At 68.3% G+C, this 14,293-nt stretch carries 14 protein-coding genes; 5 read left to right on the forward strand and 9 right to left on the reverse strand.

Annotated elements, in window-relative coordinates; genetic code table 11:
* The first annotated feature begins 49 nt into the window (after window positions 1–49).
* From F3J19_RS18600 to F3J19_RS18615, 4 genes are all read left to right on the forward strand, one after another.
* Complete coding sequence (locus F3J19_RS18600) at window positions 50–1,168, forward strand: secretion protein SctD (protein ID WP_205193001.1); 1,119 nt, start codon at window positions 50–52, stop codon at window positions 1,166–1,168.
* 17 nt (window positions 1,169–1,185) lie between these two features.
* Window positions 1,186–1,437 carry a type III secretion system protein gene (locus F3J19_RS18605; RefSeq protein ID WP_167044091.1) on the forward strand — a complete coding sequence of 84 codons (252 nt, stop codon included), beginning with the start codon at window positions 1,186–1,188 and terminating at the stop codon, window positions 1,435–1,437.
* A 117-nt stretch (window positions 1,438–1,554) separates the two neighbouring features.
* Window positions 1,555–1,761: a hypothetical protein gene (locus F3J19_RS18610; RefSeq protein ID WP_205193003.1), complete on the forward strand. Its 207-nt coding sequence runs from the start codon at window positions 1,555–1,557 to the stop codon at window positions 1,759–1,761.
* A gap of 118 nt (window positions 1,762–1,879) precedes the next feature.
* Window positions 1,880–2,335, forward strand: a complete 456-nt coding sequence (locus F3J19_RS18615; protein ID WP_167044094.1) for a CesT family type III secretion system chaperone — start codon at window positions 1,880–1,882, stop codon at window positions 2,333–2,335.
* 38 nt (window positions 2,336–2,373) lie between these two features.
* On the opposite strand, the gene F3J19_RS18620 is transcribed toward F3J19_RS18615, so the two are convergent.
* The 4 genes from F3J19_RS18620 to sctC are packed head-to-tail and all read right to left on the reverse strand — an operon-like array spanning window position 2,374 to window position 7,455.
* Window positions 2,374–3,738, reverse strand: coding sequence for a secretin N-terminal domain-containing protein (locus tag F3J19_RS18620; protein ID WP_240159068.1), 1,365 nt, complete (start codon window positions 3,736–3,738; stop codon window positions 2,374–2,376).
* Window positions 3,735–4,502 carry a response regulator transcription factor gene (locus F3J19_RS18625; RefSeq protein WP_167044097.1) on the reverse strand — a complete coding sequence of 256 codons (768 nt, stop codon included), beginning with the start codon at window positions 4,500–4,502 and terminating at the stop codon, window positions 3,735–3,737. Before F3J19_RS18625 ends, F3J19_RS18620 begins: the two co-directional genes overlap by 4 nt.
* Window positions 4,503–4,531: 29 nt before the next feature.
* Window positions 4,532–5,575 (reverse strand): HAMP domain-containing sensor histidine kinase, encoded by a 1,044-nt coding sequence (locus tag F3J19_RS18630; protein WP_345891055.1) that lies wholly within the window; start codon window positions 5,573–5,575, stop codon window positions 4,532–4,534.
* Window positions 5,576–5,616: 41 nt separating this feature from the next.
* A complete protein-coding gene (gene sctC, locus F3J19_RS18635; protein WP_167044099.1) occupies window positions 5,617–7,455 on the reverse strand; it encodes a type III secretion system outer membrane ring subunit SctC in 1,839 nt (612 codons plus the stop codon).
* Window positions 7,456–7,559: 104 nt separating this feature from the next.
* Between sctC and F3J19_RS18640 the strand changes: the two genes are divergently transcribed.
* Window positions 7,560–8,660, forward strand: coding sequence for an ATPase, T2SS/T4P/T4SS family (locus F3J19_RS18640; RefSeq protein WP_167044100.1), 1,101 nt, complete (start codon window positions 7,560–7,562; stop codon window positions 8,658–8,660).
* A gap of 68 nt (window positions 8,661–8,728) precedes the next feature.
* Here the strand turns inward: F3J19_RS18640 and pilV are convergent, their stop codons facing one another.
* The 5 genes from pilV to F3J19_RS18665 all read right to left on the reverse strand — a co-directional run bounded on the left by pilV (window position 8,729) and on the right by F3J19_RS18665 (window position 14,279).
* A complete protein-coding gene (pilV, locus tag F3J19_RS18645) occupies window positions 8,729–10,390 on the reverse strand; it encodes a shufflon system plasmid conjugative transfer pilus tip adhesin PilV (RefSeq protein ID WP_167044101.1) in 1,662 nt (553 codons plus the stop codon).
* Complete coding sequence (pilM, locus tag F3J19_RS18650) at window positions 10,383–10,862, reverse strand: type IV pilus biogenesis protein PilM (protein WP_167044104.1); 480 nt, start codon at window positions 10,860–10,862, stop codon at window positions 10,383–10,385. The genes pilV and pilM overlap by 8 nt, the downstream gene beginning before the upstream one ends.
* Before the next feature lie 55 nt (window positions 10,863–10,917).
* Window positions 10,918–11,469, reverse strand: a complete 552-nt coding sequence (locus tag F3J19_RS18655) for a type 4 pilus major pilin (protein WP_167044106.1) — start codon at window positions 11,467–11,469, stop codon at window positions 10,918–10,920.
* Between the two features lie 121 nt (window positions 11,470–11,590).
* Window positions 11,591–12,667 (reverse strand): type II secretion system F family protein, encoded by a 1,077-nt coding sequence (locus F3J19_RS18660; RefSeq protein WP_167044109.1) that lies wholly within the window; start codon window positions 12,665–12,667, stop codon window positions 11,591–11,593.
* The gene (locus F3J19_RS18665; protein WP_205193020.1) at window positions 12,657–14,279 is read right to left on the reverse strand and encodes an ATPase, T2SS/T4P/T4SS family; all 1,623 of its coding nucleotides are present in this window, start codon (window positions 14,277–14,279) and stop codon (window positions 12,657–12,659) included. Before F3J19_RS18665 ends, F3J19_RS18660 begins: the two co-directional genes overlap by 11 nt.
* Between the last annotated feature and the right edge of the window lie 14 nt (window positions 14,280–14,293).

The raw sequence follows: 14,293 nt of genomic DNA on the forward strand, positions 1-14,293 counted from the left end.
AGGCATTTCAGGTATTTCAGGCATCAGCGGATCAATGGGAACGACGAACATGAAAGCCCTTCGAGTACTGACCGGAACTCACGCCGGAGCCCAGGTCCAGCTCACGAGCGGCAGCTACCGGATCGGCGGCGCCGAGGATGCGGACCTCTGCATCACCGACTGGACCGTCGACGACGTGACGCTGGTCGTCGGCGAGGAGGGCGTGACCCGCCTGCAGTCGTCGAACGGCGACGAGGTGCTGGTTGCCGATTTCGTCGCGGTGCCGTTTGGCGACGTGGTGTTCTGCGTCGGCCCGGAAGACGCGGACTGGCCGCGCGATCTCGATCTGCTTGCCGGATTGTGGAAGACGGCCGAGCCGCCGATCGAGGCGCCGGCGCACGATGCCGCCGTTGCAAGCGCCGCGGACGACGCAAACGTCGCGAACGATGGGCCCGCGCGGAACGACGCGCCGCAAGCCGCCGATAGCGATGCGGCCGGCACCGACGGCGCGCCCCGCCTCAACCCGGTGCTCGCGCTGCTCGCCGCGTCGGGCCGGCTGTCGGGCAAGCTGACCTGGCGCACCACGGTGGCCGCGCTGATGTGCACGGTGGCGGTCGGGGTATTGGGCGCGGTCGGCACCATGTTCGCCGGCACGCAGTCGAGCGAGGCGGCCAACGTGAAGTTCAACCCGGCATCGCTCGCGCGCGAGATCGACGGCGCGCTGCACCGGGCCGGCTTTGCCGACCTGCACGCGATGCCGGGCAAGGACGGCGTGGTCGTCGAGGGCATCGTGCCGCAGTACAAGGACAGCGCCAAGGCACAGCGGATCATGGACGCAATCGCACCGGGCAAGGTGCGGCGCGAATACGACGTCGCGCAGCAGGATGTCTCGAACATCCAGCAGTCGCTGACGGGTACGGGCGCGACGGTCGACTACGTGGGCCACGGGGTGTTCCGCGTGACGGGCAGCGTGCCGTCGATGGCGACCTTCCGCACGCTGATCGCGGGCGTACGCGCCGATCTCGACCGCAACGCCAAACGCATCGACATCGACGTGAAGGAAGCGGAGCTGCCGACGCACGACGCCCAGTTCACGGAAGTCGTCGCGACCGGCGGACTGCGCTACGCCGAAACCCCGGACGGCACCAAGCATCTGTTCGCCAGCAGCGAGGACGAGGCAAACAATTGAACACTCAAGGAACGGACATGTACGACGCACTGATACCCATCGCCCAGGATCTGAGCGCGCTCGACGCGACGCTCGCTGCACCCGACGGCGCCCAGCGGGTCGCCCGCATCGCCGCCGCGTTCGACGAGACGGCGCGCCGCATCAGCCAGGCCACGCAGACGGCGGCCGACGACGGCGAGCGCCTCGATCTGCAGAAGCTGTACCGGGGCATGGTCGCCGCCCGCCGCATCGTGCTGTCGATACAGGAGCGTCACGGCGCATCGGCCTGAACGGGTTGTCCCGGCGTTTTTTCGCAATTCACCGCCCGCGAGGGCAGCAGCAAGCGGCCCGCAGGGCAACCGGCAGTGAGCAGTTTCTTTCTCAATCTTTTTTTGGAGTTATTCATCATGTCTTCTATCGCAGCCAGTGGTGTTCAGCAAAGCGGCGCGCAAAGCGCCGACATGGTCGGCCAGATGCAGCAGATGGCCGATCAGAACAATGCCATGACGATGGCGTCGATGCAGATCAACATCCAGCAGCAGGAAACCTCGGCAACAGCGTCGGTCGGCAACAACGGCGCGAAAAATATCTCGGACGCCGCGAAGGGTCAGTAAGATCCGACGCGCCAATGCAGTCCCGTGCGACGGGCACGGTGCGGAAGGCTCGCCCTTCCGTCTCCGTGCCCGATTTTTTTTGCCGGGCAAACCACGCGCTGCATAGGAAATCGATTCCATGAGCAGGGAACGCTTCGTCGGGCTGATCCACGAAATTTGCGACGTGGTCGGGCTACCCGACGCCGAATACATCGTCGAGACGCAGGCCCTCGAAATCGAAGGCTTCGACGTCCGTCTCGATCATCACGAGAACGACCCGGACTCGATCTACGTCTGCTTCCACTACGGCACGGTGACGGCCGGGCGCACGCTGGTCGTGTTCCGCCTGATGCTCGAGGCGAACCTGCTGATCTACGCGCAGGACCAGGCGCAGCTTTGTCTCGACTCCGACACCGGCAGCATCGTGCTGCTCGTGCGGGTGGTGATGGGCAACGACGTGACAGGCGAATATCTGGCGGACGTGTTCGCGCACTACGCGGAACACGGCCGCTACTGGCAGAACAACATCCTCGCATCGGGCGACGAGATGTTCGAGGGCATCGCAGCCGGCAACTTCATGTGGCTGCGCGCGTAACGTGCATAGCGCGCAGCGCTGGCGCATTCACCGGCGCACTACGCCACGACCCGTGGCACCAGCAGCACGAGCCGTGAACCTGCGTTCGGCTCCGCCGACGCGTCGCGCGGCGCCTCGATCACGAGGCATTCGCCGGCCGCGACGCTACCTTCGACGTGCCGGTATTGCCGGGCATCGTCCGGATGGCCGATCTCGACGCCGAGCCCGATCATCGCGGCCGCGGCATTCCCGTTCACCGTCGGCCGCACCCCGAGCCACAGGTCGCGTCGCGGCTCGTCGGGCCGCCCTTCAGCCTCGCGCGCGAGCCGTTCCTCGTGACGGTCGATCACGGCGGGCGAACGATCCTGCGTCAGCGACGTCTGCGATACCTCGATCCGCGCCCGCCGCTCGGCCGCGAGCGCGTGCAGTTGAGCGAGCAGCGCGTGGCCGCCGTCCGGCGCCACGCCGACACCCGGCACCACGTCGCCCGAGGCCGTCGCAAGCGCGGGAGGCAAAGCGGCCTGCAAGGCGTCGAGCGCGTCCGCATCGACATCGACCACCCAGGTCTGAATCGACACGAGCTGCGGCATCACGTCGAGGTCCATCACGAGCGCTTCGTCGGCCTCGATCCGCTGCGGCTTGTCGCGCACCAGGATCGAGTTGGTCGCGGCGTCTGCCTCGATCGCCGGCAGCGGCATGCCGAGATCGACGAGCTGCGGCGCGGGCGTGCCGCTTGCCACGGGCGGCAGCGGCGGCTGGAAGCGGCGGCGCAGCAGCGTCGCCGCGCCCGGCACGATGAACGTGCGGCCGTCGACGACGCGCACGTCGTCCGCGGCATTCGCGCGCGTCAGCCGGAATACCCGCACCGAGGTCGGCGTGCGCGTATTCGCGGCGCGCTCGAAGCGGTCGGCCGCCGCGCCGAGGCGCTCGACGTAGCTCGCGGGCCCCGTCACGTTGACGGTGTGCGCGGCGGCGTCGATCGACAGCGGAAAATGCGCGTCGGTGAGCCCCCCGCGCGTGAGCGCGGTAACGAGCGCGTCGGGCGCCAGCGCGTGCGGCCGCAGCGCGACCGACTGCTGCGCATTCGCCGGCGAGATGCGCAGCGCGACGCCGTTGTAGTACCAGACGAAACCGTAAGTATGGCCAAGCGTATCGAGAAACCTTGCCGGCGCCATCGAGAAACGTCCGTCGACCGCGCCCGGCACCTCGCCGTCGACGACGACGCGCAGATGCTGAAGCGATGCGAACGCGTCGAGCACGCTGGCGACGCTGCCGCCGGTCGCGACGTAGTCGAAGTTATCGCTGGCCCAGACGACGGGCGCGGCGTGTGCGCGCGGCATCGGCAGCGCGGCGATCAGTACCGCTGCGGCGCACGCGATGAGCGGCCGGCGCGGCACCGGCCGGAACGGCAAGGGCAGCCTCATCGGGCCTCCGCATCGGTTGAGTCATTGGAGGAATTCTCGGCGCGCGGCGCCTCGGCCTCGGGTTTCAGCGTCAGCCGGTAGCCGGTCGCGTAGACCGACTGCACGCTCCAGCCGACGCCGGCCGCCTTCAGGCTCGCGCGCAGGCGGCTCACGTACATGTCGACCGAGCGGCTCTGCACCGCCGCGTCCCAGCCCCAGACCACGCTCATCAGATCCTGCCGCAGCACGACGGCGCCCATGTGCCGCGCCAGATGCCAGAGGATGTCGAACTCCTTGGTGCCGAGTTTGTGCGCGACGCCGCCGACCACGAGCGAGCGTGCCGGCTGGTCGAGCGCCGCGTCCTCGACGAACATCCGGCGGCTGTCGACGTTCATCGGCGCGAAGCGGCGCAGCAGCGCGCGCATGCGGGCGAGCAGCACCTGCCGGTCGTACGGCTTGACGAGATAGTCGTCCGCGCCGGCGTCGAGAATCTCGACGATGTCCGACTCGGCCGAATGCACGGTCTGGAAGATCACCGGCATCGTCGATTGCGAGCGGCTGCGGATCTTGTGCAGCAGCCGGTCGCCATTGACGCCCGGCAGATCCCAGTCGAGGATCGCCAGATCGGCCCAGTTGTCGGCGAGGAACTGCTGGGCCTCGAGTCCGTTGTGGAAGGCGTCGATGTGATAGCCCTCGCTTTTCAGCCAGGCATTGACAAGCGCGTGATGCGCGACGTCGTCCTCGACGAACAGAATGCGAATTGGTTTTCCTGCAAGCGATTTCATGATCCAGCCTTAGATTGACCGCGCTTCCGTCAGACGGCACGGTTCGCGCGTAATGCCCGGTCCGCGTCGACGAGCGACGTCGACAACGACGGCGCCGCGGCGGGATTCAGGCACGGCAGGCGCAGCACGAACAGCGTGCCGCCCCGGCCGTTCAGTTCGGCGTACAGCGCGCCGCCATGCACCGCGACGATCTGCACCGCGAGCTTCAGCCCGAGGCCGAAACCCGTGGCCGATTTCTTGCCGAACTTCTCGAAATCGGTCAGCCGCTCGTCTTCGGGCAACCCGGGCAGCCCGCCCGCGTGATCGTCGACGAGCACTTCGACGAATCCACCGTCGTGGCGCAGCGACACCGTCACGGCCTCGCCGCGCGGCGAAGCGCGCACCGCGTTGTCGATCACGTTCTGGATCGCGCGGGCCACGAAGTTGCGCATCCCGTTGACCCAGACGGGCGCATTGTCGGGCAGCCACAGATGCAGCGCCACGCCGCAATACACTGCCGTCACTTCGAGCTGCGAAATCATCTGGCGCAGCGTCGCGCGCAGGTCGAAGCGGCGGAAGTCGCGCGCCTGCAAATGCTCGGTGACCGAGGAAAAGATGAACTGCTCGCCGAGCGACAGCACGTAGCGCGCGAGCTGCGTGATCCGCTGCATGCCGCCGCAGCGCTCGAACGCTTCCGGATCGCTCGCGTCGAGCTGTGTCAGCGCGCTGATCGAATTGAGCGGCGAGCGCAGGTCGTGCAGCAGGAAGCGCAGCGACGTCGCGCGTTCGTCGAGCGAGAGCGCGAACGGCGTCACGTCGGTCACCGCGATCACGGCGCCCGCGCCAGGCAGCGGTGCCCCCGCCTGCAGCCACAGCGTCGCCTCGCCGGCGCGCACTTCGCGGCCCGCTTCCAGATCGCGCGGCAGCGGCACGTCGTCGAAGCCGAAATGCTCGGCCAGCGCGACCGCAAAATCGACGCCCGGCGGCAGCGCCATCTCGAGCATCGCGAGCGCGCGCGCGTTGGCATCGAGCACCGCGCCCGCGGCGTCGAGCGCGACGACGCCGCACGGCAGCGCATCGAGCATCGCGCGCAGGCGCGCGGCGTCCTCGTCCTCGTGCGCGCGCCCGGGGCTCGTCACGCGGGCCCCTGCTCGTCGCCCGCGTCTGGCGCGCCCGGAGAAATCACGCGCGGCGTCAGCAGGAACAGCCGCTCCATATGGCTGTTCTGCCGCGTGTGAGTGCGGAACAGCGCGCCGATCAGCGGGATCTTCGAGAGCCCCGGCACGCCGGTGACGCCGGTCGAGTCGTCGTAGGCGCGATAGCCCGCGATCAGGAGCGCCTGCCCTTCGTCGATGAACGCCTGCGTGTCGATCGTGCTGTTCGTGACGGTCGGCAGGTTGCCGACGAGCTGCTGCGTATTCACCTGGCCGTCCTGGATCGCGACGTCGAGCTTGATGCGCGTGCGCCCGTCCTCGTCGACGACCATCGGCAGCACGCGCAGCGACACGCCCGCCGAGATGCTGTACAGGTCGCCCGAGGTGTAGCCCGTGACCGGCACGAAGAACTGCGTCTGGTTGTCCATCACCGCTTCGATGTTGTTCAGCGTGACGACCTTCGGGCTCGCGTCGATCTTCGCGGCGCTGGTCTGCTGCAGCGCCGAGATGCGCGCCATCAGATAGCGGCCCGCGTCGCCGAGCACCGCCGCGACCGAGGCGCCGGCCGGCGACGCCAGCGCGGCGACGTTGCCCGGCAGCGTCGTGGTGCCGAAGTTCTGCGTGATCGTGCCGCCGTTGTAGGTGTTCTGCGCCAGCGTGCCGGAGCCGGTCTGGATGTCGACATGGCTGTTGTGCAGCGTCCAGTCGACGCCGAGCTGCTGCAGCGCGTTGTCGTCGATCTCGATGATGTGCGCCTCGATCTCGATCAGCTGCGGCTTCACGTCGAGGCGGTCGATCAGCGTGCCGTACTGCGACATGCGATCGGGCGTGTCGCGGACCACGACGGAGTTGGTGCGCTGGTCGGCGACGATCACCGGCAGCTGGCCGTCGCTGTCGCCGCGGGCGCCGGCAACGCTGCCGCTGCTTTCCTGCGGCGGCTCGCCGATCGCTGCCGTGAGCGCCGGCGACGGCTGCCCGGTCAGGCCGGCGAACATGCCCCGGCCGGCCTCGCCCGGCGGCACCGGCGGCGGCACGTACGGGCCGTTGCTCGCGTTGCCGTTCACGTCGTTGAGCGGCGTGGCGCGCGTCACGCTGCCCGCCCCCGCGTGGCTGCCGCGGTTGCCGTTGCCGCCTTTACCCTGGCCCTGGCCTTGGCCCTTCTCGCTGTGCGGATGGTAGATGTTGTTCAGCACCGCCGCGACGCCCTCGAGCGTCACCTTCTGGCCGTCGAGCGGCACCGTGCGGTCCTCGGCCCACGCGTGGCGCAGCGGGAACACCCGCACCTCGGTGCCGCTCACGCGCGCGGCGTTGCTGTCGAGCCGGTTCGCGACCGCGGTCACCATCTGCACGTAGCGCGGCGGTCCGCTGACGAGCGCCGTGCCCTGCGCGGTGTCGTAGACGATCGGGAAGCGGTCGTCCGAGATGTGCAGCCGGTCGAGCGCGTCGCTCAGCGACGCGGTGTCCGCCGTGTCGAGCTTCACGAGCGTGCTCTGCAGATCCGACGCGGCCGTGATATCGAGGATCTCGCCGTCGAAGTACCAGACGAAGCCGAACGACGCGGCGAGCGTGTCGATAAAGCGGCGCGGCGGCAGATGGAACTTGCCGCTGACCGTGCCGGTGACGTCCGGCGCGATTCGCGTCGGAATGCCCTGACTCGAACCGAGGTCGCGCAGCACGTCCTTGATGTCCTTGCCCTCGGCTTCGTAGTCGACGATCGCCTTTTTCCAGTGCACCGGCGCCGCGCTGGCCTGCGGCGCCACGCCGCAGGCCGCCAATGCCGCGCAGACGGCGAGCGCCCTCAATCTACCGGCGAACTTCATTGCAGCCCCCGCTGGGACAACGAATTCGCGCCGGCTTCCCCGACACCTCTGAGATTTTTCATGTAAGTTCCGTCTATCTTCGAATTACCAGGACACCCTCGGCCATGAACGCCCCGCTGCCGGAGCGCCGCGACCTCACGCGCGAAATTCTCGAACTGATCGACCTGCGTCAGACCTTCACCGACATCCACATCGAGCAGGACCGCCCGATCATGATCAAGGCGCCGCGCGGCTGGCTCGCCGTCGGCGAGGAGCCGGTGCTGTTCGACGAAATGGTGCCGACGCTCGCGGCGATCGAGCCGGACTGGGAAGCGCATCTGCAACGCGGCGCGATCGATCGCCCGTTCGTGCTGACGCGCTGCCGGCTGCGCTGCAACATCTACCGCACCAACGGCGGCCGCAAGCTGGTGATCTCGATTCGCCGCCTGCCGCTCGAACCGCTGCCGCTCGACAAGCTCGGCCTGCCCGCCTACGTGCGCTCGATGATCGACAGCGCGAAGGGGCTCGTGCTCGTGACGGGGCCGACCGGCTCCGGCAAGACCACGACGATCGCGTCGCTGCTCGAACACATCAACCGGACGCGCAACGCCCACATCATCACGATCGAGGAGCCGATCGAGTACGAACTCGAAGGCCGCTCGTCGATCGTCTCGCAGCGCCAGGTGCCGACCGATACGCCGAGCTTCCCGGCCGGGCTGCGCGAGGCGCTGCGCCAGAAGCCCGACGTCATCATGGTCGGCGAGGTGCGCGACCCCGAGACGGCCGAAACGGCCCTGCAGGCCGGCGAATCGGGCCACCTGGTGCTCGCGACGATGCACACGGCGAGCGCCGTCGGCACCATCACGCGGCTGCTGTCGTTCTTCCCGGCGGAGCAGCGCGAGCGCTACGCGGCCGCGCTCGCGAACTGCCTGATCGGCGTGATCTGCCAGTGCCTCGTGCCGACCCAGGACGGCGAGAACTTCGTGCTGGCGAGCGAACTGCTGTTCAACAACAACCAGCAGATCGCCGGCATGCTGACCGACCCGGCCAAGCTGCCGTACCTCGCCGAGTTCATGAAGCGCAAGGAGGACAACATGTCGCGCCTGCTGAACGACCATCTGTTCAGCCTCGCGTCGAAGCAGCAGTGCCTGCCGCGCGACGTGCTGCGCGCCGCCTACAGCCGGCTGGAACTGCACGAGATGCTGCAGACGCTCGCGCCGCACTGACGCGGCGCGCCCCGTCGCCGCCCGGTTTCGGGCAGCGGCGGGCGCGGCAGCGCCGGGCCGGCGGCGGATCAGTAGGTCGGCGTGATATTCCACGAGGTCACCACTCCGGTTGCCGGGAAAATGTTGTTGCCCGTGCCGCAGTAACTCGGCTGAAACGACGCCGGGTTCGCGCTGCCATACAAAATCCAGAACGTCGTCAGGCGTACCTGGTAGCCGTTCTTGTTCAGCGGCAGCGCGTTCGTCATGTTCACCGGCACGTTCGCGAGATCGCCCCTCACCCGCGACGACTGGTTCACGACCTTCGCGACGACGTTGCTGCCGTCGGGCAGGTCCAGGTTCAGCAGTTCGACGAGCAGCGTCACATACCCGCCACTACCGCCCGTCAGGTCCTGCGGCGCGCTCGGACAGGACGTCACGAACGCGTCGTTCAGGTGCGACCACGCGTAGACGGAAAGGGCGCCGTTCGCGGGCAGTTGCGGCACGTTGCGCGTGACGACCGACTGGTAATAGCCCATCGTGTCGTCGTACGTGATCGCCCCGGCCTGCGTGCCGCACGGGAAATCGCTCGTGCCCGACTGGCCGACCTGCACCGCGCAATCGGTGTCGGTTGGGAACGGCTGCGGGTTGATCTCCGCCTGCGCCTGCCAGGTGCCGTTGCGGCACGACAGAACGCGCCCCGTCGCGTCGGTGGACACGAGCGTCGTGCCCGACGCCTGCGCCGGACAGGCCGCGCCGAGCGTCTGCGCGTTGCCGAGCGCGAGGTTGCCTGCCTCGTCGACCGCGAGGGCCTGCCAGTCGGTGCCGTTAAACGTGTATGCGCGGTTCGTCGCGAGCGTCATTCGCACGTCGCCCTGGCTCGACGAAGCCGACGACGGCAGCGCCGCCGCGTTAGCGACCGGTTCGCGCCAGTGAAGCGACGCCTGCGGGGTCCACTTGCTGCCCGTGCAGCTCAGCACGTTGCCGGTCGAATCGGCCGCGATGGCGCCGGTCTGTGAGCAGTCCGCGTAGTCGGTCTGCTGCGCGAGCACGATCGGCACCTGCATCGTGTTCGCGGCCGGATTGCCGGGCACCGCGACGCGGTACAGGAAATCGGCGTTCTGCGTCTGCGTGCCGTTGTAGAAAATCAGGCTCGCGACGTGGCCAACGCCCGTCTTCGTGCCCGAGCACGTCGCGCCGGCCGGGTTCGGCGTCGTGACCTTCCAGCTGCCGAATGCGCCGTTCGCCGCGCCGGAAGGATTGTTGGCCGCCTGGATCGAGCCGCCGCCCGCCCCCGCATTCCCGGCGATGTAGCCGAGTTCCGGATCGGGAATCGTCGTGCCGCCTTCGGTCACGAGCAGCGCCTGCAGCGCGCCCGGCTGGTCCGTGCCGTAGATCAGCAGGCACGGCGTCTGCCCATACGCGTTCGTCGCGCTGAGCGCGGACGGCAGGTAGGTCGACATCTGCAGCGGCGTGCCGGTCAGCTTCGCGACAACGGGCGTCGAGGCGTTCGCCTGCGTCGACAGCGCCGTGAAATTCTGTTCGATCAGTTGCGTCGCCGCTGCCACCAGTTGCGACTGGTACAGCGCGGCCTGCTGCCCGCGCGTGTCTTCGAGCGCCGAGTTCGCCATCACGGCGATGCCCGTCACGAGGATCGCCGCGAGCGCGAGCACCGCGAGCATCTCGATCATCGTGAAGCCGCGCGCGCGCAGGCGGCCGGCGAAGGAAGGCGTGGTTCGGAGCGGCCTAGTCATACGCCTGGGCCATCCATACCGGCATGCCGTTCGGAATCGTGTTCGCGAGCGCGGCCGGCAGCGGCACCGCCGGATTGCCGGGCGACACGATGCTCGGGCCGAGCGCGACGCCCGCGAGCGCGGAGCCCTGCGCAAGCTGCTCCATGCCGGTGATCGCGGCCGTCGCCGGGGCCTGCGTTCCGTAGACGACGACGAGACTGCCGGCCGCGTCCTGGTTCGGCTGCACGTAGTTCTGCCAGAGCGGCGTCGGCTGGTTCGCGCCGAGAAACGGCGCGAGCGCCGCCGCCGACACGCTGCCGGTAAACGTCGGGTTTTGCCGTGCGAACGCGATCACCGCCTGCCGGTACTCGCTCATGCCCGTCGCGAGCGCGACCGACGACGGCCCCGGCGCGAGCGGCGCCGTGCCGTGGTCGAGCAGCGCGTACGCGCCGAAAATCGCGCCGAGCGCGGCGACGGCCCACATCAGGTACATGAGCGGGTTCCGGAGAGCGAGCGGAGGAAGGCATGAAGCGGCGGGATCATCGTGGTCAGAGAGAGGTCCAGACGATTGTTACCGGCGCAGAGCCGCAGTCGGTCGCGGCCTGAGACGGCGCAATCGGCAGCGTCCCTTCCGTCGTGCTACCAATCTTGATCGACGTCCAGCCGCCACCGCCCGTCACCGCGTTGACGCAGACAGACGCCGGCACCTCCGCGTATTGGATCGTAAAATTAGTGGCCGTACCGGCTACCGTGACAGCACCGCCCCAGCTGTTGGTCACGGCGCCGGCGCTGCTCACCGTGACCGTGGCCGGCAACACGCCGGCCGACACCAGCACCGTGTTGCTGAGGTCGGCGTACCCGCCCGACTGCCCCATATACAGCTTCTTCACACCGGTCTGGATCGCGGTGACCTGCTCGGACAACTCGTTGGTGCTTGCGCTGCTGAACGCGCCGTTCAGCAGCGCAACCGCGCCGATCACGACGATCGCCGCGATCCCGAGATAGGCGATCGCCTCGAGCAGCGACGCGCCGCGTTGCCGGCGGCGCGCGCGTTGATTCAGGATGGCGAAACGATTCGATTCATTCGTAGGGGTCTTCATGTGCTGCATGTTGTGCTCCTTCAGTTCGACAATCGGCGCGACGGGACAAGGGGTTGTGCGCGCCTGGCCATTCAATCCGATACCGCCCTCACTACCCGGTCCCTCCCGCGGAATAAGTTCGTCAATGCAGGCTCCGTGCGAGCCCGGCGATTTCCTGCTGGATTCCGAAGAATCCGCTGATGAGCCACGACAGCACGAGCGCGAGCCCGACGATCGCGGCGCCGTTGATGACCCGCATCTGCGCCTCGATCGTCTCGACGCCCTCGGTGATCCATTCGTTCGCGATCGACTGCAGCGCTTCGGCGAAACCCTTGTAGTCGGCGTACACGCACAGATCGTCGACGATCTCCGCCGACGGGAAGCGATAGCCGGTGATCTTCATCGCCTCGCCGACGTTGAGCCCGGACTTCACGCCGAACAGCACGTCGTCAATGCGCTGGCGCAGCCATGGCCGCGCATCGATCGCGAGCCGCGCGAGCGACTTCTCGACGGTGAAGCCTGCCGACTGCAACGACGAGAACGCGACGAGAAAGCCGCAACCGACGATCAGCCGGTAAACCGAATACGGCGGATAGCGGTCGAGCACGTTGCGCGTCTTGCCGGACCAGCGCGGCATCGAATACACGAGCAGCACGAACAGCAGCAGCGCGACGACGATGCAGTACAGCATCCCGCCCTGCACGAAGCGGGACAGCTCGTACAGCGAGCGCGCGACGCCATGCCAGTGCTCCGGGCTCACGATGCTCGCGAAGCGCGGGATCACGAGCTTGCCGAACAGGTAGACGTAGCCGACCGTCATCGCGAGAATCACGACCGGATACGTGAGCCCGCCGATCACCGCGGCCCGGATTCGCCTGCTGTACTGAACGAGCGCGCAAACGTTGACCAGCGACGCTTCCAGGCGGCCCGACTGCTCGCCCGCCATCACGATCATCTGTTCGGCGTGCGGCACCCACCACGCCAGCGCTTCCGCCAGCATCCCGCCGTTCTGCACGACGCTGCGCCAGTCGGCGAGCGTCAGCGCGAGCGGCTCGTTCGGCTTGCGGCCCTCGTGCGACGCGCGCAGTTCCAGCTCCTCGAGAATCTTCAGCAGCGGCAGCCCGGCCGACAGCATCTTCGCGATCTTGCGGTAAAGCCGCATACGCGCCGGCGCGGTCAACTGGACGCGCGCCCAGCGGCGATTCAGTTCAAGTGCCATAGACGCTTTCCAGCGCGAGCGCACGCGCGCCGCCGTGTTGCGTCAGCGGCCCGACCACGCGCTCCGCCATGCGCGGATCGACGAGTCCGGCGGCCACTTTTTCGATCGCGTGCTGCGCGACCGTCTGCCCGCCGAGCTGCTGCAGCCAGTACTGCTGGGCATCGGCCTTGCGCCCGGCGCGCAGCAGTTCGAAGAACGTCGTGTCGGTGTGGATCACCTCGGCGAGCACCGTGCGCCCGATCGTGCCGTGCTTGCAGCACGGGCAGCCCGGCCCCGCGATGCGCACCTGGTCGAAGCGCGGGCCGACCGCCCGCTTGACGCGCGCGACGAGCCCCATGTCGAGCTCGTCCGCCGCCTCGGCGAGCGGCCGCGAGCAATGCGGGCACAGCAGCTTGACGAGGCGCTGGCTGATGAGGCCGGTGACGAGCGATTCGTCGGTGACCATCGCGAGCGGCAAGCCGAGATCGACGAGCCGGTCGACGATCGCGAGCGCGCCGTTCGCGTGCACGGTCGTCCAGACCTGGTGGCCGGTCATCGCCGCGCGCAGCGCGCTCTGCGCGGAAGCGCGGTCGCGCACCTCGCCGATCATGATCGTGTCCGGGTCGAGCCGCATCGCGTTCGAGATCGCGGCGGCGAACGCGAGCGAGCGCGCTTCCTCGGTCGGCGCGTTGACGACCGGCGTCTGTACCGCGCCCTCGATCGGATATTCGACCGGGTCTTCGACGGTGATGACATGAATCGAGCCGGCCATGTCGCGCAACTGCCTCGTCAGCACGCGTTGCAGCGTGGTCGATTTGCCGGAGCCGGTCGGCCCGCTGATGATGTTCATGCCATGCGGCTGCTGCGCGAGCAGGTCGAACGCAAACGCGTGCTCGCTCGTGAAGCCGAGGTCGGTCAGCTCGGTCGATTCGCCAGCGTCGTTGTAGAGCAGTCGCAGCACCATCAGATTGCCGACGCTGGTCGGCGCGGTTGCGATCCGCACCCCGAACAGGCGGTCCGGCAGCTTGTCGCGGTCGCCGATCGCCGCGTCCTGGCGCTCGTTCGGCTTATAGGTGTTGTCGGACACGCTCGACATCGCCGAGTACAGCGTCGCGAGCAGCCGCTCGCCGTACTCGCGCGTCTGCTCCGACACGCGCACCAGCTCGTTGTGGACGCGAAACAGGATTTCCGTCGTGAAGCGGTTCACGCGGATATGGATGTCCGAGGCGCGCTCGTCGCACGCGCGCGCGATCAGATTCTTCGCGACCACCTGCATCTGCGTGTGGTCGATGCGCTCGGCACTGCCGTCGCGGCGCTGCCCCTGATAGGCGCGCCGGATCGCGTCGAGGCTCACGAGCCGTGTCGCGTAGCGGCAGTTGAGCCGTTCGAGCCGGGCGCAGTACGACAGCACGAACGGATTCATCTCGTGGCCGTCCGCGACCAGCAGCGTGCCGTCATCGAGCAGACAGAGGAACTTGCGCTCCTCGCCGCTTGCCGCGAATTCGCCGTCGTCCGACAGCGGCCGCGCGCTCACGGGCGCGGCCTGCACGACCTGCAGCGGCACGTCGGCCGGGATGGCCGGCGTGACAGCCAACGCGGCGGCCTGGGCCTGAGCCTGAGCGTTACGCGACAACACCAGCGGCGTGA

This window comes from Burkholderia sp. Ax-1724, assembly GCF_011752995.1.
In the GTDB taxonomy this organism is placed as follows: Bacteria; Pseudomonadota; Gammaproteobacteria; order Burkholderiales; family Burkholderiaceae; genus Paraburkholderia.

Bases quoted from the DNA above. Each gene is read 5' to 3' on its own strand.
- F3J19_RS18600 (WP_205193001.1), top strand. From the start codon at position 50: ATGAAAGCCCTTCGAGTACTGACCGGAACTCACGCCGGAGCCCAGGTC.
- F3J19_RS18605 (WP_167044091.1), top strand. From the start codon at position 1,186: ATGTACGACGCACTGATACCCATCGCCCAGGATCTGAGCGCGCTCGAC.
- F3J19_RS18610 (WP_205193003.1), top strand. From the start codon at position 1,555: ATGTCTTCTATCGCAGCCAGTGGTGTTCAGCAAAGCGGCGCGCAAAGC.
- F3J19_RS18615 (WP_167044094.1), top strand. From the start codon at position 1,880: ATGAGCAGGGAACGCTTCGTCGGGCTGATCCACGAAATTTGCGACGTG.
- F3J19_RS18620 (WP_240159068.1), bottom strand. From the start codon at position 3,738: ATGAGGCTGCCCTTGCCGTTCCGGCCGGTGCCGCGCCGGCCGCTCATC.
- F3J19_RS18625 (WP_167044097.1), bottom strand. From the start codon at position 4,502: ATGAAATCGCTTGCAGGAAAACCAATTCGCATTCTGTTCGTCGAGGAC.
- sctC (WP_167044099.1), bottom strand. From the start codon at position 7,455: ATGAAGTTCGCCGGTAGATTGAGGGCGCTCGCCGTCTGCGCGGCATTG.
- F3J19_RS18640 (WP_167044100.1), top strand. From the start codon at position 7,560: ATGAACGCCCCGCTGCCGGAGCGCCGCGACCTCACGCGCGAAATTCTC.
- pilV (WP_167044101.1), bottom strand. From the start codon at position 10,390: ATGACTAGGCCGCTCCGAACCACGCCTTCCTTCGCCGGCCGCCTGCGC.
- pilM (WP_167044104.1), bottom strand. From the start codon at position 10,862: ATGTACCTGATGTGGGCCGTCGCCGCGCTCGGCGCGATTTTCGGCGCG.
- F3J19_RS18655 (WP_167044106.1), bottom strand. From the start codon at position 11,469: ATGAAGACCCCTACGAATGAATCGAATCGTTTCGCCATCCTGAATCAA.
- F3J19_RS18660 (WP_167044109.1), bottom strand. From the start codon at position 12,667: ATGGCACTTGAACTGAATCGCCGCTGGGCGCGCGTCCAGTTGACCGCG.